Here is an 18092-nt window from a genome sequence, read left to right as displayed (position 1 = left end):
GGGAGCTGAGGCCGGCGAGCCGCCCGAGTCCGCCTCGGGCCGGGCGGCTCGCCGGACTCACACCCCGTCGAAGTCGCGTTCCGTCGCGAAGTGGTCCGCGTTCTCCGGGTGGGTGAGGAGTTGTTCCACCTCGAAGCGGCGGTGCCACTCGCCGGCCGCCCAGGCCAGGCCGCGGGCGACGCCCTCGAACGTGGTGGCGTGCACTCGACCGTCGATGTAGCGCCAGTCCGCGTCGAGTTCGGTCCCGTTCGGGCCGGAGACGATCAGTTCCTCGTGCTCGAAGTACTCCTTCGGCGCGTCCGGCATCGCCGCCAGCACGTCGTCCGGCACCTCGTGCAGCGTGCCCTCGGAGAGCACCTTGCCCGGGATCGTCTCGGACAGCAGCGGTACGTCGAGCAGGTCGGCCAGCGCCTCCGCGCGGTCCGGGCGCACCGGCAGCACCACGTGCGCCGCGTCGTCCGCGACCAACGCCGCCAGGTCCGGCGCGTCGCCCACCAGCGCGTCCGCCACGTCGGCCACGGTCATCCGCCCACCCGAGACGCCGCGCAGTTCGGTCGGCGCGGACAACCGCTCCGGTGCGACGTCGGCGAGCGCGGTGTACAGCGCCCGCAACTGATCGCGCGTCACGGGCCGCTCCGGGTCCGCCAGGCGCTCCAGGAGTTCGTCCGGGCCGTCCGGGTCGGCCAGCAGCGCCGAGAGCGTCGTACGCACGCCCAGAGCGGTCAGGAAGACCGGGTCCAGGCTCGCCCGCACCTCGTCGTAGAGCCCGTGCAGCAGCCGGTCCCCGTCGGCGGCGAGCAGACCCGCCGGCCGCCGGCCGTCCAGCACCGGGTGCCCGCGCAGCCACCACGCCGTGTACGAGGGCACCCGGGCGGTGCCGCCGTCCGGCAGCAGGGCGTGCGCCGGCTCGATCACCGCGGTGCGCAGCGGCGGCGTGGCGATCACCTCCAGCGCCTCGTCCCACGCGTCGTCCGCGACCAGGTCCAGGTCGCGCACCGCGACGAAGGTCGCCAACACCGGCGGCACGCCCTGGTCGGGCATGTGGTCGAGCACGTCGTCCAGCCAGTCGTCCTCGGCGTCCAGGTCGTGGTCGCAGCCGTCGTGGTCCAAGACCACGTCGTCCTCCTGGACCAGGCCGAAGGTGCCGAGCACGCCGACCGCCTCCAGCACGTCCTCGCCCCAGCGCTCGACCAGGTCCGGGTAGACGACGCCGAGCGCGCCCGGCTCGACCACCGCGGCGATCCGGCTGCCGGGCAGCATCAGTTCGCCGGCCGGGACCGCGTCGCCGTCCACGTCCGGCAACAGCAGCGCGGACAGCCAGGGCTCGTCGCCGGGGCCGATCCGGGCGGCCCGGACCAGTTCCAGGATCGCCTCGGCGATGTCGTCGCCGTCCTCGCTCTCGACGACCGCCGCCCGCACCGCCGGGTCCGCGAGCACCGCGCGCGGGGTGGCCCGGACCGCGCCCAGCCGCTCCAGGAGCGGGTGGGTCGCCTCCGGGTGGGCCACCCGCAGCCGGAGCACGTCGAGCGCGGCCAGGTCGGGGCTGTCCGGACAGGGCAGCAGGATCCCGCGCGGCCCGCGCACGATCCGGCCGTCCGCCAGCGGCACCGGCAGGGCGCCCAGCGCGTCCCGGGCCGCCGGGTCGAACGCGTCGTACAGGGCCCGCCACCAGGCCGGGTCCCGGTCCATGCCGGCCAACTGGTCGACCACCTCGGCCAGCGGCAGCCGGCGCACCCCCAGCACCCGCAGTGCCGCGCTGCGGTCCAGCCCGGCGGGCAGCAGCCCGGCCACCACCGGCGCGAGCGCGTCCACCAGGCCCGGGCTCGCGGTCTCGATCAGCACCGCGTCGCGCGGGCGCAGCAGGTCGCGGTCGCGCGCGGCGGTGCCGCGGTCGAGCAGCAGCGCGTCCGGATCGTCCGGCTCGGCCTCGGAGGCGGGCGCGGCGGCGGGCAGGAACGCGGTGTCGGCGAGCCGGCTCAGCACCCGGTGGCGCAGCAGTCCGTCCAGTTCGCCCTCGGCGGTCGGTCCGGGCACCAGGCTCAGGATGCCGGTGGTCGTGGTCGGCCAGGTGGCCAGCAGCGTGGCGTAGGTCTCGGCGGCGCGCTCGATCAGGAAGTCGCGCAGCGGGCCGGGCGCGGTGTGCCGGCGGGTCGGGTCGAGCGGGAAGGAGGCGACGAGCAGCGCGGGCAACCCGAGCGGCTCGTCCGTGGGTGTGGGGGCGTGCACCACGGCCCGTACGCTCGGCCGGCGCGGCTGGTCGGCGGCGTCCAGCGGGACCGCCCACAACACCGACCACGCGGCCCGGCGGCGCTCCTCGGTGGGCCGGTCGGCGAGCAGCTCGGGCTCCAGCGCGCCGCCGTCCTCGCCGACCCGCCAGCGGGTCTCCACGCCGTTGTCGGCCACCACGAGGGCACCGCCGTCGGCCCGGCAGGTCAGCGTGCGCACGCCGTCCGGGGTCTCGATCACGATCTCGGCGATCCGGCGCAGGGTGAGCAGCAGCGCGTCGTCGATCTCGGCGAGCAGCCGGCCGGCCAGGTCCGCGGCGGCGCCGTCGCGCAGCGGCAGCACGACGCAGGTGTCGTAGTCCTCGGGCGGGGTGCCCTCGGCCGGCATCGGCAACCGCAGCACCGGCACACCGCCGTCGCGCCGGGCCAGTTCGTCGGTCAGCCCGGCGTTGCCTCGGGCCGCGTCGGCGACCAGGTCGCGGGCCTCCTGGAGGGACCAGCGCACGCCGCCGGTGCGCGAGAGCACGCACGGCTCGTCGGTGACCGCGAGCACGGCGGCGAAGCCGACCCCGAACCGGCCGACCGCCTCGGGCCCGTCGTCGCGCTTGGCGGAGGCCCGCAGCGTGGACAGCGCCTCGACGCCCTGCGCGTGCAGCGGGTCGCCGGTGTTGGCCGCGACCAGGACGCCGTCGCGCAGGGTCAGCCGCAGCCGGCCCGGCACGCCCGCCCGGGCCGCCGCGTCGGCGGCGTTCTGCGCGAGTTCGACCACCAGGCGGTCGCGGTAGCCGCCGAGGGCGAGTTCCTCCTCGGCGTTCGCGTCCTCCCGGAAACGCGCGGGCGACGCGGCCCACGCGTCCAGTACGGCTCGCCGAAGCGAAGCGGTGCCAAAGCGGTCCTCGATGCCCATGCCGTGCGCCGTCCCTCGTTCGCGGATGTGGCCGGAACCCTATTGCGTTTCCGGGCACACGGCTTCCCGGTGATCCCACCGTGTGGACGGCAGTGGATCAACTCACACAAAACCCACACAAACAACTACCCCCGATTCGCCGGCGAGACCCGAGGACGCGGGAGTAGACACACGGGTGGGGGAAACCCCGCTCGGCTACGGAAGGGGAGACAACGTGGCTACCTATCGCACGCAGATCCAGTGGGGCGGCGCGGACGCCGCCTGGCACGACGACGCGGACCTGGTGATCGTCGTCCAGAGTCGCAACGCCGTGATTCCGGACAAGGCGCGCCCGGCGACGGGCACCCAGCTTTCCTGGTCCGGCCCCCAGGGCAACGCGACGATCACGTTCTTCGACGACGGCGCGCGCTTCCAGGGTTCCGCGCAGTTCCCGGGCGAGGGCCCGGTCGGTTTCCGCGGCACGGCCCGCTGACGCGGACCCGAAACGACCCGAAGCCGCCACCGGATCGGTGGCGGCTTCGGCATGTCGGTCGGGTAGGGGTCGAGGACGTCGGGCGTGTCGCGCGAGGTCGCGCACACGTGCACGGGATCGATCAGGAGTGACCCAGTTGGTCCTCGCCGGGCTGCATGCCGTCCTCGTCCACCGGGCTCTCGACCGGGCGGATCCGCACGGTCTCGATCCGGTACTCGTCCAGGGACAGCTCGGCGGCAGGCGTCGCGGCGGGCATGACCGCCGCTTCCGAGTGGCCACCGCAGCCGTAGGCGAGCGAGACCATCCGGCCGTCGGCGGGCGAGTACTCGTTGGCGCACACTCCGAACGCCTGCCCGAGCGGGCCGCCGATCTTGACCAGGAATCCACAACTCGTGCAGTGCGCCGGGGCGGCCTGGGCCATGGGCGTGCCCCGGCCGAACTGCTCGTCCCAGCGATCTGCGGCCAGATCGCGGCCGACCGGCGACAGGACGCGCGCGCGCCCCTGCCCCAGTTCGTACGCGACCGCCTTGGGACCGAACGCGATCGGTTCGGTCAGTTCCTCCTCTGTCTCGTCCGCTCCGGTGTAACCGAATTCGAGACGGGGGTCGTCGGCGTCGGTGGGCAACAGGTCGCCCACGCCGAGGTCGCCGGGACGAAGGCGCTCGTTCCACGGCACCCAGGCAGGCGCGAGCAGCGCCTCGGGTCCCGGGACGAGGACGGTTTCGTCCACGGTCACCAGCTTGGCGCGGGGCGCGCGGGCAACGGTCACCGCCCACCGCCAGCCGTGGTAGGCGGACTCGCGGCACGCGAACAGGTGGGTGACCAGGCGATCACCATCCACCTGAACACCCAGATGCTCGCCGACGGAGTCCTGACCTGCGGCTTCCTCGGCGGCAGCGAAGGCAAGATCAACCGCCTCGGCGCAGAGGCGGTCCGGGGTTCGACTACGGGTCGCGGCACTCACGAGAGTGATTCTCTCTCACGCGTCGAAGGTCTCCACCGCCGATACCCTCAAAACACGTCCGATTCCCGAACGGGCGCGCGGAGCGAGCCCTTCCTGGCGTGTCGCGACCGCATCAACCAAGGGAGCGAGGGCAGGATCCCGGCGTGGCAGCCTCCAAGACCACCACCGCATCACGGCGCACCATTCGTGCGCCGGGCTCGACCCGTGGGTCGTACGCCAAGAACCGGGGTCCGGCGCGTCGCGCGCTGGGCTGGTTCGGCGGACTGTTCACCGGCGGCTTCGGCAAACTACGCGGCGCGGCCCGGGCCAAGGGGGCCGGAGAAAGCGGCCTCGCCAAGCTGATCGAGCTGCATCTGATCAACAACGCGGGCGACGCGCTGGTGACCATGGCCCTGGCCACGACCGTGTTCTTCTCGGTGCCCACCGGCGAGGCGCGCGACCGGGTCGCCATGTACCTGCTGATCACGCTCGCGCCGTTCGCACTGCTCGCCCCGGTGATGGGTCCGATCCTGGACCGGATGCGCCGCGGTCGCCGCTTCGCGATGGCGGTGGCGATGCTGGTCCGGGTCGGCCTGTGCTGGCTGATGGCCGGCTCGGTGAACAACGGCGGCCTGGAGCTGTATCCGGCGGCCTTCGGCGTCCTGGTCTCCTCCAAGGTGTACGGGGTCAGCCGCAGCGCGGTGGTGCCCCGGCTCCAGCCGCGCTCGGTCTCGCTGGTCAAGGCGAACTCGCGGATCACCCTGTTCGGCCTGATCGGCACGATGGGCGCGGCACCGGTCGCGGGCGGTCTGAAGTACGCGTTCGGCACACCCGGGATCCTGTACGGCGCGTGCGTCGTGTTCACCGTCGGCGCGATCCTGGCCCTCACGTTGCCCGCCAAGGTCGACTCGGCCGAGGGCGAGGACCGGGCCTCCTTCACCGCCGAGGCGCCCGGCGTCGAGCACAAGCGCAAGGTGTCGCTGACCAAGCTGCGGGCGGGCCGGGACGGGGACACCACCGAGACACTGCCCGAGCCGAGGGCCGAGGAGACGGTCGCGGGCAGTGCCGGCGTGCGCGAGCCCGGTCGCAAACCGCCCCGGGTCAAGACCTCGCGGCGGCTGCGCAGCGTGGGCCCGTCCGTGGTCCAGGCGCTGTGGGCGAACGCGGCGATGCGCGGCTTCTCCGGCTTCCTGATCATGTTCCTCGGCTTCCTGATGCGACAACACCCGGTGGCCGACCTGTCCGCGACCCAGGCCACCATCGCGGTGGTGGTCGCCGCCGCGGTCGGCAACGCGGTCGGCACCGGGCTCGGGGCTTGGCTCAAGTCCCGTGCGCCGGAGGCGATCATCGTCGGCGTGCTGCTGGTGTCCGCGTCCTGCGCGGCCTGGGCGGCGGTGATGTACAGCCTGGTCACCGTGCTCGCGGTGGCCGCGGTCGCCGGTCTCGCCCAGGCGCTGGGCAAGTTGTCCCTGGACGCGATGATCCAGCGCGACATCCCCGAGGAGGTGCGCACCTCCGCCTTCGCCCGCACCGAGACCGCACTCCAGGTGGCGTGGGTGATCGGCGGCGGCATCGGCATCGCCCTGCCGCTGAACGGCACGCTGGGGATGAGCGTGGCGGCCGGCGTGCTCACGCTGGCGCTGGTGATCGTCGGTCGCAAACTGACGACTCGCCGAGCGCGTCGCAAGCGGTCCCCCGGCATCCGGCTGCGGGCCGCCCGGTAATCTTCCGATCATGAAGACTCGCCGCCCTGCCGCGCTCGCCGGCGCCGCCGTCCTGGGCGCGCTCGCCCTGACGGGTTGCAACATCGACAAGCCCACCCCGTTGGTGACCCTGGTCACCGGGAGTACGTCGGTCCACTCCGAGGCCGAGTGCTACAAGGACGACGGCACGATCGACGACGCGAAGGTGTCGGACTGCCTGAACAAGACGAAGCTCAAGACCATCTCGGTCGACGAGGGCGGCAGCTTCTCGGTCGGCGTGGACAAGAAGATCGCCGACGCCGGTTGGTTGCTCCTGTTCGACGGCAAGCCGCAGACCCAGTCCGTGATCAAGACCACGTTCTACTCCGACATTCGGCTGAAGTACGGGTCACCGCAGAAGGACGACGAGCCGATCCTGGTCCAGGTCGTGCAGCCGGACGGCGAGCAGGGCTACCGGGGCATCTGGGCGTTCAAGGTCAAGAAGAAGTAGCTCTTGCCCATCCTGGTGATCACCGCCGTGGCCGCCGAACGCGATGCCGTGCTCGGCGGTGCGCGCTCCTGGCGGACTCCCGGCCCGGACGTGCTCGCGGTCGGCGCGGGCCCGGCCGCGGCCGCCGCCGGAACAGCTGCGGCGCTCGCCCGGGGTGCCTACGACCTGGTGATCAACGCCGGTATCGGCGGCGGCTTTCCGGGCTCGGCGCCGGTCGGCTCGACGGTGCTGGCCACCCGCGTGGTGGCCGCCGACCTGGGTGCGCAGACCGCCGACGGGTTCGTGCCGATCGAGGAACTGGGCTTCGGGACGAGCGCGTTCGACGCCGACCCGCAACTGGTCGCCCGCGTGGGTGACGCCCTGCGGGCGGCGGGCCTTGCGCTCGCCACCGGTCCGGCGCTCACCGTCTCCACCGTGACCGGCACCGCCGCGCGCGCCGCCGAGTTGGCCCGGTGGCACCCGGGTGCCGCGGTCGAGGGCATGGAGGGCTTCGGAGTGGCCACCGCCGCCGCCGCGTTCGGCGTGCCGATGCTCGAACTGCGCACCATCTCCAACGCCGTGGGCCCGCGCGACCGCGCGGCGTGGCGCATCCCCGACGCGCTGCGCGCACTCGCCTCGGCCTTCGCCGCGCTCGAAGGGAGCCCGACCCGATGACCCTGTCGCTGGCCTACTCGCCGTGCCCGAACGACACGTTCGTCTTCCACGCGTGGACGCACGGCCTGCTCGCGGACGCGCCGCCCGTACAGGTGCGCTACGCCGACATCGACATCACCAACGGCCTGGCCGAGCGCGGCGAACTGGACCTGCTGAAGGTCTCCTACGCGGCGCTGCCGTGGGTTCTGGACGAGTACGCGCTGCTGCCCTGCGGCGGCGCGCTCGGCCGCGGCTGCGGCCCGCTCGTACTGAGCCCGGTCGCGAGCACGCCCGCGGCGCTGGCGGGCAAGGTGGTCGCGGTGCCCGGCGAACGCTCCACCGCCTACCTGCTGTTCCGGCTGTGGGCGGCGCGCAACGTACCCGGCGGCGTGGGCGAGATCCGGGTGTTGCCGTTCGACGAGATCATGCCCGCGGTGCGCGACGGCGTCGTGGACGCGGGCCTGGTGATCCACGAGGCGCGCTTCACCTACCAGCGCTACGGACTGACCTGCCTGGCCGACATGGGCGACTGGTGGGAGTCGGACACCGGGCTGCCGATCCCGCTCGGCGCGATCATCGCCAAACGATCGCTGGACCTGCCCGCCCTGGCCGCGGCGGCACGCGCGTCCGTCGAGCACGCCTGGGCGAACCCGGCCGCGTCGCGCGCCTACGTGCTCGAACACGCCCAGGAGATGGACCCGGCCGTCGCCGACCGGCACATCGCCCTGTACGTCAACGAGTTCACCCGGGACCTGGGCGAAGCCGGCCACGCGGCAGTGACCCACCTGCTCACCCGAGCCGCCACCGAGGGCCTGGTCCCGCCAATCCCGCCCGGCGCCCTGCAACTCCCCTAGCGCCGGACGGGAGATCGCCGGACGGGTGGAGCACAACGTCGGACGAACCACCAAGGTCCGCCGAAATCAGCCCGTCCGGCGCTTGAGGACACCGCGCAGGCCGCCAGGCCGAGCGCACCGACGCCACGCGAACGAGTGCGTCACGTGTCCAGTTCGTCGGCGACCGCGCGCAGGAGCTCGGCGACCTTCGTGGTCGCGCGCTTGTCGGGGTAGCGGCCGCGTTCGAGCGTCTTGTCGACGCCTTCGAGGACCTTGAGCAGGTCCTGGATGATCGAACTCATCTCGTCGGGCTTCTTGCGGCTCGCGGCGACGACGGAGGGACGCGGGTCCATGACCCGGAGCGAGAGGGCCTGTTCGCCCCGTCGCCCCTCGACGATGCCGAACTCGACCCGGGTGCCCGGCTTGAGCGTGTCCAGGCCCTGCGGCAGTGCCGACGCGTGTACGAACACGTCGCCTCCGTCGTCCCGGGACAAAAACCCGAAGCCCTTCTCGGTGTCGAACCACTTGACCTTGCCGGTGGGCACGGGAGACCTCGATCGTGTCGGGACGGCTTCGTCGGGACTTTTACGAGCATTTACCAGGCTGGGTGGGGCGCACACATCGAATCCGAGCAGGAACGCGTAGTGACCCCGTTCACTCGTCCAGGCTAATGGTCGCGTTCTCGGCCGGACATGGGGATCCCGCCCCGGGCGCATCGGGGCCGGATCGGGGCATCTACCCTGGGCGTGTGTACAACGCATCCGCAGGCCCCGGCGATCGGCTCGTCCGCATCGGCGCGGTGCTCTTCGCCATCGGAACGATCGCCACACTCGCCACCGTCACACCGCTGCTGATCGGCGCCGACGCGCTGCCGACGGCGGTCTATCTGGTCAGTGTGCTGATGCCGGTCGGCTTCGCGGTGGCCGCCGCCGGTCTGGTCAAATCGGCCCGCAGCAGGCGTCGCCCGGTGCCCGAGACGATCTGACGCCGCGACGCCCGACGCGGGATCGAGGACAGGCCCTAGCGGTACGGCTCCGGGTCGGCCAGGAGTTCGTTCATCGCGCCCTCGCGGTAGCCGAGCGGGTCCACCTCGACGCTCGCGAAGCCGGCCTCGCGGACCGCCGCCAGGGCAGCCGCGTGGCCGCCCACAGCGGCGCTGAGCGCCGCGTCCACCTCGATGCGCGCGGACTGCCCCAGGTCGCGCACGCGCAGGTTGCGGACCGGAATCCCGTCCCGGGCCAGGACCGCACGCAACGCGGCCTCGGCCCGCTCCACCCGGGCCAGTCGGGCCGGCGTGATCGCCACCCCGAAGGCGACCCGGCTGGACAGGCACGCCGCGGCCGGCTTGTCCCAGGTCGGCAGCCCCCAGGCCCGGCTGATCGCCCGCACCTGAGCCTTGGTCAGGCCCGCGTCCAACAGCGGGGTGACCGCCCCCGCCTCGGCCGCCGCGGCGATCCCCGGCCGAAAGCCCACCCGCGCGTCGTCCGCGTTGGTGCCGGTGGCCAGATGGGTCATCCCCGCCGCACGCGCCACCGGCCCGAGCACCGCCATCAACTCCGTCTTGCAGAACCGGCACCGATCGCCGTTGTTCGCGCGATACCCCTCGCGAGCCATCTCGTCGCTGGGCACCAGTTCGTGACGCACGCCAAGGTCCGCCGCGAAGGCCCGCGCGGCGTCGCGCTCGGCGGCCGGCAGGCTCGGCGACTCGGTGGTCAGCGCGAGCACGTCGGCCGCACCCAGCGTGCGTACCGCCGCGGCCAGCAGGAAGGCCGAGTCCGCGCCGCCGGAGAAGGCGACCGCGACGCTGCCCAGGCCGCGCAGCCGCTCGCGCAGGTCCGCCAGCCGCAGATCGGCGACGTGCGCGTCCAACCACGCGGGAAACTCGGTCAGATCGGCGAGCACGACATCGGCGCCGGCCGCGCGCAGGTCCTCGGCCGAGATCGGACCGGTGGCCACCCCGACCGCGATCGCGCCCGCCACGCGGGCCCCGATCAGGTCGCCGAGATGGTCGCCGACATACACGCTCGCTCCCGCCGCGCGCAGCGCCGCGCCCTTCTGCTCGCCCCACAGGTCGCCGACCAGGTGGTCCACGGCCAGGTCCAGATGGTCCAGGTGCAGGCGCGCATTGGGCTCGTGCTTGCCGGTCACCACCATCGTGCGCCCACCGTGTCGATGCACCGCGGCGAGCGCCTCGCGGGCACCGGGCAGCACGTCCGTGCCGCGCACGGCATGGTCCGGATACAGCTCGCGATAACGCGCCGCCACGGCGGTGATCTCGGTGGCCGGGAACCAGTTCGCGACCTCGGTCTCCAGCGGCGGCCCGAGTCGGGAGACGACCAGGGCGATGTCGATCGGGACGCCGGTCTCCTCGGCGAGCACGGCCCAGGCCGCCCCGATGCCGGGACGGGAGTCGACAAGCGTCATATCCAGGTCGAAACCAACCATGAGGGCATTCACCCGTTCAGCCTACGACGCGGTGCGTTGCGGGCCGATGTCCGCATGCGGACGATGCCGTGAACTGCGAAATCCTTGATCGTTTCGGCGTATTCGGGTCAAGGGCGCATCGGAAGCAGATGTCCCCGCCGGGGAACTCACGGCCACGCGCGACGTCGATCCGGATCGGCCCGGACCGGACCGCTCCCCCGACCCGCCGGGTCGGTCGCGCGGTCGACCCACGAGGGGCGGTCATCCGCGAGAGGTACCGCAGCGGGCGCCCTGGTGCTGACGCGCCCGTTATGTCGGTCCACCTAGCGTCGAGGACATGAGCACGATGACGCATCTCCCCGCCCCCCGATCGCTGCGGATGCCGACGCTGCGCGGCTCCTCCTCCGCCGGAATCCCCGCCGGGACCGCCACCGCGATCCCCTTCACCGACCTGGTCCGCGCCCGGCTGCGCCGGCCCGCGCACATCACCGCGACGGTCGCGCGCGGCACATGGGTGTTCACCAGTACGGCCGTTCGGGTCACCCTGCTCGGTCGACACGCCGTGCCGTGACCCCGCATGGTCCGGCCGCACGCGGGCAGACGCCCGCTCAGGCAGCCGAACCGACAGTCGGGAGTGGACACGGTGGATGCGCTCGGCACCGGGGACGCACGGCGCACGACGACCGCCGACCCCGCGGAGCACCCCCGGCCCACCCGCTCGCGCGGTGCCCGCGTGTTGCGCGCCGTCGCGATCGGGCTCGGGGTACTGGCCCTGGTCGCCTTCGCCCTGGTGCTGGCCCGGGTGACGTTCACCCCACAGCCCGATTCGCAGGACCTGGTCACCGGCAACACCGACCCGGGCGACTCGATCCGGTCCTACCTGGACCGCCCCGAAGTCCGGGACGCGGTCCGGCAGGTCGGCGGCAACCTGGTGTTGTGCACACCGCTGGGCGTGTTGCTCCCGGTGGTCTCCGCCCGGCTGCGCGGCCCGCTCCGGATCCTGCTCACCGTCGGCGTGCTGATGCTCGTGGTCGAGGCGGTGCAGGGCCTGTTCGTCGTCGGCCGGGCGTTCGACATCGACGACGTGATCCTGAACGCGACCGGCGCGTTCCTGGCCTACATATTCCTCGGCCGACACCTGGCCGCCCGGGTCCACCCCCGCCGCACCCCGTGGTGGCGGCGGGAGCGGACCACGAAGACGGTCGAGCAGCGCCCGACCGAGTGACCGAACGCCCCGGTCCCGGACTACCTCTGCTTGTCCAGGTCGTCGGAGTCGACGATCCGGTACGCGTATCCCTGTTCCGCGAGGAACCGTTGCCGATGTGCGGCGAAGTCCTGGTCGATGGTGTCGCGCGCGACCACCGAGTAGAAGCGCGCGCCCCGGCCGTCGGCCTTGGGCCGAAGCACCCGCCCGAGCCGCTGGGCCTCCTCCTGTCGCGAGCCGAACGAGCCGGACACCTGGATGGCCACCGTCGCGTCCGGCAGGTCGATCGAGAAGTTCGCCACCTTGCTGACCACGAGCGCCTGCACCGCGCCGGTACGGAACGCGTCGAACAGCCGCTCGCGCTCCTTGTTGGTGGTCTCGCCCTTGATCACCGGCGCGTTCAACACCTCGCCCAACTCGTCGAGTTGGTCGATGTACTGCCCGATGATCAGGGTCTGTTCACCGCGGTGCTGCTCGACCAGCTCCTTGACCACGCGGGTCTTGCTCGCGGTGGTGGCGCAGAAGCGGTACCGCTCCTCGGGTTCGGCGGTCGCGTAGGCCAGCCGCTCGATCTCGGTCAAGGTCACCCGCACCTCGACGCAGTCGGCCGGCGCGATGTATCCCTGGTTCTCGATCTCCTTCCACGGCGCGTCGTAGCGCTTGGGACCGATCAGCGAGAACACGTCCCCTTCGCGACCGTCCTCGCGCACCAGCGTCGCGGTCAGGCCGAGCCGGCGCCTGGCCTGCAGGTCGGCGGTGAACCGGAAGATGGGGGCGGGCAGCAGATGGACCTCGTCGTACACGATCAGGCCCCAGTCCCTGGAGTCGAACAGCTCCAGGTGCGGGTAGACGCCCTTCCGGCGCGTGGTCACCACCTGGTAGGTGGCGATGGTGACCGGCCGGATCTCCTTGCGGGTACCGCTGTACTCGCCGATCTCGTCCTCGGTCAGCGAGGTGCGCTTGACCAGTTCGGACTTCCACTGCCGGGCCGAGACCGTGTTCGTGACCAGGATCAGCGTGGTCGCCTTCGCGGTGGCCATCGCCGCCGCGCCGACCAGCGTCTTGCCCGCGCCGCACGGGAGCACGACCACGCCCGAGCCGCCGTGCCAGAAGCCCTCGACCGCCTCCTGCTGGTACGGCCGCAGTCCCCAGCCGTCCTCGGCCAGCTCGATCGGGTGCGCCTCGCCGTCCACGTAGCCCGCGAAGTCCTCCGCGGGCCAGCCGAGCTTGAGCAGCACCTGCTTGATCTGGCCGCGCTCGGAGGGGTGCACCACCACGGTGTCCGGGTCCACCCGCGCGCCCACCAGCGGAATCATCTTCTTGCTGCGCAGCACCTCCTCCAGCACCGCACGGTCGGTGCTGGTCAGCACCAGGCCGTGGGTGGGGTGCTTGGACAGCTGGAGCCGGCCGTAGCGGCCCATCGTCTCGGCCACGTCCACGAGCAGCGCATTGGGCACCGGGTAGCGCGAGTAGCGCAGCAGTACGTCCACGACCTGCTCGGCGTCGTGGCCCGCGGCGCGCGCGTTCCACAGGCCCAGCGGGGTCAGCCGGTAGGTGTGCACGTGCTCCGGAGCGCGTTCGAGTTCGGCGAACGGAGCGATCGCCCGACGGCAGTCGCCGGAGGCCTCGTGCCCCACCTCGAGGAGCAGGGTTTTGTCGGACTGGACGATCAGCGGGCCATCGGGCACGGGCCAACCTTTCCGCATGGTGGAGGGGACGGGACCAACAAGTCTCAACCATCCGCGCGGCGGCCGTGTTCCGAAAACCGTTTGTCATCGGCAGGAGCAGGCTTCAGGGGCAGTACTGCCCAGGGAGGAGCGCCAGACCCATCCTTACGGAGGAACACACAAACCGGCCCGTCTACCTACCCTGGATACTTGATGGCGCAACAAACGTCGTCGGCCTCCGACGATCGGGTTCCCCGTCCCGATCGCACCGCCGCCGAGACCCCCGAGCACGCCGGCGAACCGACTGGTCCCGCCGTGTGCACACGCGCCCTGACCCGGGACTACGGCGGTGGCACCGGGATCTTCGGCATCGACCTGACGGTGCCGCGCGGCTGCGTATACGGCCTGGTGGGACCGAACGGCGCGGGCAAGACCACGCTGTTGTCGATCATGGGCGGCACCCGCCGGGCGGATTACGGCGAGGTGCTCTTCGGGGTCGAACGGCGTCGCGTCGCGGTGTCCACGGACGTGCCCGAATTCGAACCGTGGCTGACCGCGTCCGAGGTGGTCGAACTGGCCGGAAACCTCGTCGACGGACGGCTGCCCCGGGAGAAGATCAAGGTCGCGCTGCACCGCACCGGACTGTCCGGGTGCGCCGATCGCAAGGCCGGCTCGCTCTCCCGCGGCATGACGCTGCGCCTGGGCCTGGCCGCCGCCCTGGTGGCCGATCCCGAACTGCTCATCCTGGACGAACCCACCTCCGCGCTGGACCCGCGTGGTCGGGCCGACGTGCTCGACCTGGTGGCGAGCCTGCGCGAACACACCACGGTGGTCTTCTCCAGCCACATCCTGGCCGACGTACAGCGGGTCTGCGATCACGTGGGCGTGATGCGCGCGGGCCGGCTGCTCTACCAGGGGTCGACCGCCGAATTGGTGGACACGCACATGCGGCCGAGTTGGCTGGTGCGGGTGCGCGGCGGCGGCACCGATCTGCTGCGCGCGTTCGCGGCGGAGCACTGGGTCGCGCGCGTATCGTCACTGCGACCCGGTCTGTTCCGGGTCGAGGCCCGGTCGCTGGAGGCCGGCGAGCGGCACCTCGCCGAGGTGCTCAGCCGCTGCTCGGCCCGAGTGGTCTCGGTCGCGCCGGAGGAGTCGGACCTGGAGGCGGCATTCCTGTCCATCACCGGCGGTCCGCGATGACGCGATCCGGCGCGGTGCAGGCGCCCGCCTCGACCCAACCGACCGTGCCCGCGGTGGTGGCCGGCGTCGACCGGGTCCCGCGCGGGCCGCGTCGGCTGGGCCTGTGGCGCCTGGAGTGGCTGCGGCTGGTGCGTACCCGGCGCTGGCTGCTGCTCTTGGTGGCCTATCCGGGCGTGGGCCTGATCGGCCCGGTGTTCGCCAGGCACCGCGACCGGATCGTCGAGGCGCTGCACATCGACGCGGTGGCACCGACGGGCGGGTTGCGGGCGGACAGCGGGATGGCGGTGTACACCTACGCCGCCGGCCAGATCGGCGTGCTGGTCGGGCTCGCGCTGATGGCGAGTGCGCTGGCGGTCGACCATCGACCCGGCCTGGCCGCGTTCCACCGCACCCGGATGCGCAGCCCGCGCGACCTGGTGTTGCCCCGGTACACGGTGACCACGGCGGCGGTCTCGCTGGCCTATCTGCTGGGCAGCCTGATCGCCTGGGCCCAGGTGCACTGGATGTTCGGCCCGCTGCCGGCCGAAGCCGTCTTCTACGGGTCGTTCTACGGGATCGTGGGTGTGGTGCTCGAACTCAGCGTGGTCGCCGCGATGGCCGCGTTCCTGCGCCGGCCGGTGGCGATCTTCGGCGCGACCCTGGTCAGCTTCGTGCTGATGCCGCTCGCGGCGCTGTGGCGGCCGGTGCAGACCTGGCTGCCGTCCCAGTTGTTCAACTCCCAGGTCGACCTGCTGCGCGGACACGACCCCGGGGAGTACGGCGACAACCTCGCGCTGTCCCTGGTCCTGTCCGCCCTGTGCGTATGGCTCGCGGTGTGGCGGATCGGGCGTCGGGAGATGTGAGGGGGCGCCGACGCGCCCGGGGTGGGGCCGGGCCGTGTCCGGCCTAGTTCGTTTCGGCGACGCCGGTGATGCGGTGCAGTGGGTAGGTGTGGATCTCGCCGGTGCCCTGTTCGTGGGCGGTGACGTAGCCGCCCTCCAGGCGCAGCGGGATCACGATGTGTTGGGTGGCCCGGCCCTCGCGGGTGACGTGCCCGATCCACACCGCCCGTCGGTCGGCGTGCGCGGCCTGGAGCGCGAGCAGCGTCTCGGCGGCCGAGGTGCGCGGCAGTTCGACCGGCTCGCCGTCGCGTTCCGCGCCGTCGTCGACCCGGCCGGTGGCGGCCGCGTCGCCCGCGCGGATCGCGGTGACGGCCGCGCCGAGCAGCGCCTCGCTCGGCGCCGGCGGTTCGCCGGCCACCCGAGGCGGTGCCGAGCGCGGCGGGGTGCGTCTGGTGTCCGGGCGGGTCAGCACCAGGTCGCCGGTGGCGGACTCGGCGACCGGCGCGAAGCCCAGCGCGCGCAGCTTCTCCAGCACCGTGTCCGGCGCGGATTCCGCCGCCAGCACGGTCGGGGCCAGTCGGCGCAGCCGCAGTCCGGCGGCGCGGCGGTCGGCGAGCAGTTCGCCCAGCAGCGCGTCGTCGTCGCAGCGCAGGAAGGCCGCCGCGGTGCCGACCCGGATCCGGCCGTGGCGGCGGGCGACGTCGTCCACGAGATAGCCGAGCGGTTGCGGCACCGGCGTGCGCGAGTGGGTCGCGAGCAGGTGGTGCAGGTCGGCCGCGGTGCGGCCGGCGTCCAGTGCGCGGCGCACCGACGACTCGGTGAAGCGGTACACGGTGGCGCCGCCGGTGGACTCCACGTCGGCGGCCAGGTGCAGTTCGTGCGCGAGGTCCAGGACCAGCGGGCCCGGGGCCACGGCGGTGAGGTCAGCCTGGAGGAAGACGTGGTCCAGCGGCTCCGGGAGCAGCGGGGTCAGCGCGTCGCCCGCCTCGTAGACCCGGCCCTCGGCCAGCGTGCGGGCGTATCCGGCGAGCGCGCCCCGCCCGGTGATGCCGAGCAGTTCGGCCTCGACCAGCATCGCCCGGAACAACGCCTCGGGCAGCCGCGCGGCCCGGATCGGCTGATGCCAGGTCAGGTGCGCGAGCAGCGAGTCGGCGTCGGTGGCCGAGCCCGGCGGCAGTGCGGCCAGCGTGGCCAGGATCCGGCGGCGCACCTCGGGCGCGGCGGTACGGTCCACCTGCAGTCCCAGTGCGCCGATCGGCCGGTCCTTGTCGTCGCGCGAGCCGACCAGCGCGGGCACCCGGGTGGTCTCCAGCCAGGTACCGGCGAGCGCGGCCCAGCGGGTGCCCACCGGGGTGCGCCGCCAGGTGTCGTAGGCGGGGGTGGGCAACCACTGCTCGTCCGGTTCGCCGTCACCCGCGACCAGGCCCATCGCGTAGGCCAACTCCAACCACAGCGCGACCTCGGCCTCGGGTGCGTCCAACTGCACCGCGGCGCGCTTGAACTCGCGCATGCCCAGGCCGCCGGCCCGCAGCACGGCCGGCCCGCCCGCGCTCCACGCCTCCAGCAGGTCCTCGACCCGACGCACGGCGGTGAACGCGGAGCCGGCCGCCAGACTGTCCACAGCCTGTGGATCGTGTGCGCGCGTCGGCAGCTCGGGAGGCGCGGGCTCCAGGGTCCGGTGCACTCGACCGCCGCGCAGGTGCAGCGCCACCTCGCGCGGCAGCACCACCGCGTCCGGGCCGGCCGGCACCAGCAGCGCCCGGGCCAGCAGCCACTCCACCGGGGTCCGCGCCGCGTCGGCGCGCACCGGCCGGTCCGCGCCGCGCACGCTGCCCGTGGGCGGGCCCCAGACCAGCTTGTCCAACACCTCGCGCGCCGCCTCGGGAGCCTGTCCGAGCAGTGCGTCCAGGCGGGCCGGGTCGGTGAACAGTTCGGTGATCGCCGCGATCGCGGAGACCGCGTCGTGGGTGGAGCCCAGACCGAGATCGGCGAGCACCTCCTGGAGCCGGGAGGGCGCGGTCGCGGCCGACGCGCCGACCAGCGTCGGGCCCAGCCCGGCCGGACTCGCGCCGACCAGGTCGCGCACCGTGCGCACCACCCGCAGCGCGTCGTCCGGGCCCCACAGCAGGGCCTGCTCGCGCAAATTGGCCACGGCCCGGGCGAGCGCCTCGGGAGCCGCGCCGACGAGGGGGTGCAGCCGGGCCACCGCGAATCCGTCCGGCAGCACCACCGCGGCGTCCACCACCTGGAGGGTGAACCGGTCCAGCCGCTCCAGGGCCCGGGCGATCGAGGCCCGCGTGGTGGCCCGGGTGGCCAGCTGGGTCAGGTCCACCGGGACCGGGGTGGTCAGATCCGGTCGGGCCCGCAGCAAGGCGGCGAGGGCCGCGTCGGTGCGCCCGCGCAGATCCTCGGCGAGCGTCCGGGGGCCGGACTCGGCGGGCCGATCCGCCTCGGCACGGGTGGGCGACGCAGCTGTGGTCATCCCATCAACGTTAGACGGTCCGCCCGCCGACGATCACCGCTCCCGAGATCCCGGTGCCCTTCGGCGACCGAATATCGGCCGTCGACGC

General features: G+C 73.1%; 15 protein-coding genes and 2 pseudogenes. 10 read left to right on the top strand and 7 right to left on the bottom strand.

Annotated features, from left to right (window positions below):
* Positions 1-57: 57 nt before the first annotated feature.
* Positions 58-3132 (bottom strand): sacsin N-terminal ATP-binding-like domain-containing protein, encoded by a 3075-nt coding sequence (locus ACFZBU_RS28910; RefSeq protein ID WP_391586609.1) that lies wholly within the window; start codon positions 3130-3132, stop codon positions 58-60.
* 214 nt (positions 3133-3346) lie between these two features.
* Between ACFZBU_RS28910 and ACFZBU_RS28905 the strand changes: the two genes are divergently transcribed.
* Positions 3347-3604, top strand: coding sequence for a hypothetical protein (locus tag ACFZBU_RS28905; protein ID WP_391586608.1), 258 nt, complete (start codon positions 3347-3349; stop codon positions 3602-3604).
* Between the two features lie 121 nt (positions 3605-3725).
* On the opposite strand, the gene ACFZBU_RS28900 is transcribed toward ACFZBU_RS28905, so the two are convergent.
* The gene (locus ACFZBU_RS28900; RefSeq protein ID WP_391586866.1) at positions 3726-4577 is read right to left on the bottom strand and encodes a DUF3027 domain-containing protein; all 852 of its coding nucleotides are present in this window, start codon (positions 4575-4577) and stop codon (positions 3726-3728) included.
* Between the two features lie 134 nt (positions 4578-4711).
* Here ACFZBU_RS28900 and ACFZBU_RS28895 point away from each other — a divergent pair, with 134 nt between their 5' ends.
* The 4 genes from ACFZBU_RS28895 to ACFZBU_RS28880 are packed head-to-tail and all read left to right on the top strand — an operon-like array spanning position 4712 to position 8227.
* Positions 4712-6271, top strand: a complete 1560-nt coding sequence (locus ACFZBU_RS28895; RefSeq protein WP_391586607.1) for an MFS transporter — start codon at positions 4712-4714, stop codon at positions 6269-6271.
* A 10-nt stretch (positions 6272-6281) separates the two neighbouring features.
* Positions 6282-6740: a DUF2771 domain-containing protein gene (locus tag ACFZBU_RS28890; RefSeq protein WP_391586606.1), complete on the top strand. Its 459-nt coding sequence runs from the start codon at positions 6282-6284 to the stop codon at positions 6738-6740.
* A 3-nt stretch (positions 6741-6743) separates the two neighbouring features.
* On the top strand, positions 6744-7394 hold the full coding sequence (locus tag ACFZBU_RS28885; RefSeq protein WP_391586605.1) for a futalosine hydrolase: 651 nt from the start codon (positions 6744-6746) through the stop codon (positions 7392-7394).
* Positions 7391-8227 (top strand): 1,4-dihydroxy-6-naphthoate synthase, encoded by an 837-nt coding sequence (locus tag ACFZBU_RS28880; RefSeq protein WP_391586604.1) that lies wholly within the window; start codon positions 7391-7393, stop codon positions 8225-8227. The genes ACFZBU_RS28885 and ACFZBU_RS28880 overlap by 4 nt, the downstream gene beginning before the upstream one ends.
* A gap of 140 nt (positions 8228-8367) precedes the next feature.
* Here ACFZBU_RS28880 and ACFZBU_RS28875 read toward each other — a convergent pair whose 3' ends face one another.
* Complete coding sequence (locus tag ACFZBU_RS28875) at positions 8368-8751, bottom strand: cold-shock protein (RefSeq protein ID WP_391586603.1); 384 nt, start codon at positions 8749-8751, stop codon at positions 8368-8370.
* A 203-nt stretch (positions 8752-8954) separates the two neighbouring features.
* Between ACFZBU_RS28875 and ACFZBU_RS28870 the strand changes: the two genes are divergently transcribed.
* On the top strand, positions 8955-9191 hold the full coding sequence (locus ACFZBU_RS28870; protein ID WP_391586602.1) for a hypothetical protein: 237 nt from the start codon (positions 8955-8957) through the stop codon (positions 9189-9191).
* A 35-nt stretch (positions 9192-9226) separates the two neighbouring features.
* On the opposite strand, the pseudogene larE reads toward ACFZBU_RS28870, so the two are convergent.
* Positions 9227-10003: pseudogene (gene larE, locus ACFZBU_RS28865) on the bottom strand (ATP-dependent sacrificial sulfur transferase LarE); the annotation flags it as partial.
* Between the two features lie 60 nt (positions 10004-10063).
* A pseudogene (locus ACFZBU_RS28860) lies at positions 10064-10651 on the bottom strand (HAD family hydrolase); the annotation flags it as partial.
* A 316-nt stretch (positions 10652-10967) separates the two neighbouring features.
* Between ACFZBU_RS28860 and ACFZBU_RS28855 the strand changes: the two are divergent.
* Positions 10968-11201 carry a hypothetical protein gene (locus ACFZBU_RS28855; protein WP_391586601.1) on the top strand — a complete coding sequence of 78 codons (234 nt, stop codon included), beginning with the start codon at positions 10968-10970 and terminating at the stop codon, positions 11199-11201.
* 63 nt (positions 11202-11264) lie between these two features.
* On the top strand, positions 11265-11855 hold the full coding sequence (locus ACFZBU_RS28850) for a VanZ family protein (protein ID WP_391586600.1): 591 nt from the start codon (positions 11265-11267) through the stop codon (positions 11853-11855).
* 20 nt (positions 11856-11875) lie between these two features.
* Here the strand turns inward: ACFZBU_RS28850 and ACFZBU_RS28845 are convergent, their stop codons facing one another.
* Positions 11876-13540, bottom strand: a complete 1665-nt coding sequence (locus tag ACFZBU_RS28845; protein WP_391586599.1) for a DNA repair helicase XPB — start codon at positions 13538-13540, stop codon at positions 11876-11878.
* A gap of 276 nt (positions 13541-13816) precedes the next feature.
* On the opposite strand from ACFZBU_RS28845, the gene ACFZBU_RS28840 reads away from it, so the two are divergent.
* Together ACFZBU_RS28840 and ACFZBU_RS28835 are read left to right on the top strand one after the other, a co-directional pair.
* A complete protein-coding gene (locus ACFZBU_RS28840) occupies positions 13817-14701 on the top strand; it encodes an ABC transporter ATP-binding protein (RefSeq protein WP_391586598.1) in 885 nt (294 codons plus the stop codon).
* Positions 14698-15543: a hypothetical protein gene (locus ACFZBU_RS28835; RefSeq protein ID WP_391586597.1), complete on the top strand. Its 846-nt coding sequence runs from the start codon at positions 14698-14700 to the stop codon at positions 15541-15543. Before ACFZBU_RS28840 ends, ACFZBU_RS28835 begins: the two co-directional genes overlap by 4 nt.
* Before the next feature lie 43 nt (positions 15544-15586).
* On the opposite strand, the gene ACFZBU_RS28830 is transcribed toward ACFZBU_RS28835, so the two are convergent.
* The gene (locus ACFZBU_RS28830) at positions 15587-18004 is read right to left on the bottom strand and encodes a helicase-associated domain-containing protein (RefSeq protein WP_391586596.1); all 2418 of its coding nucleotides are present in this window, start codon (positions 18002-18004) and stop codon (positions 15587-15589) included.
* Positions 18005-18092 lie beyond the last annotated feature (88 nt).

This window comes from Embleya sp. NPDC008237 (assembly GCF_042956465.1).
Classification (GTDB): domain Bacteria; phylum Actinomycetota; class Actinomycetes; order Streptomycetales; family Streptomycetaceae; genus Embleya.
This window is presented reverse-complemented; position numbering and strand designations above follow the sequence as displayed.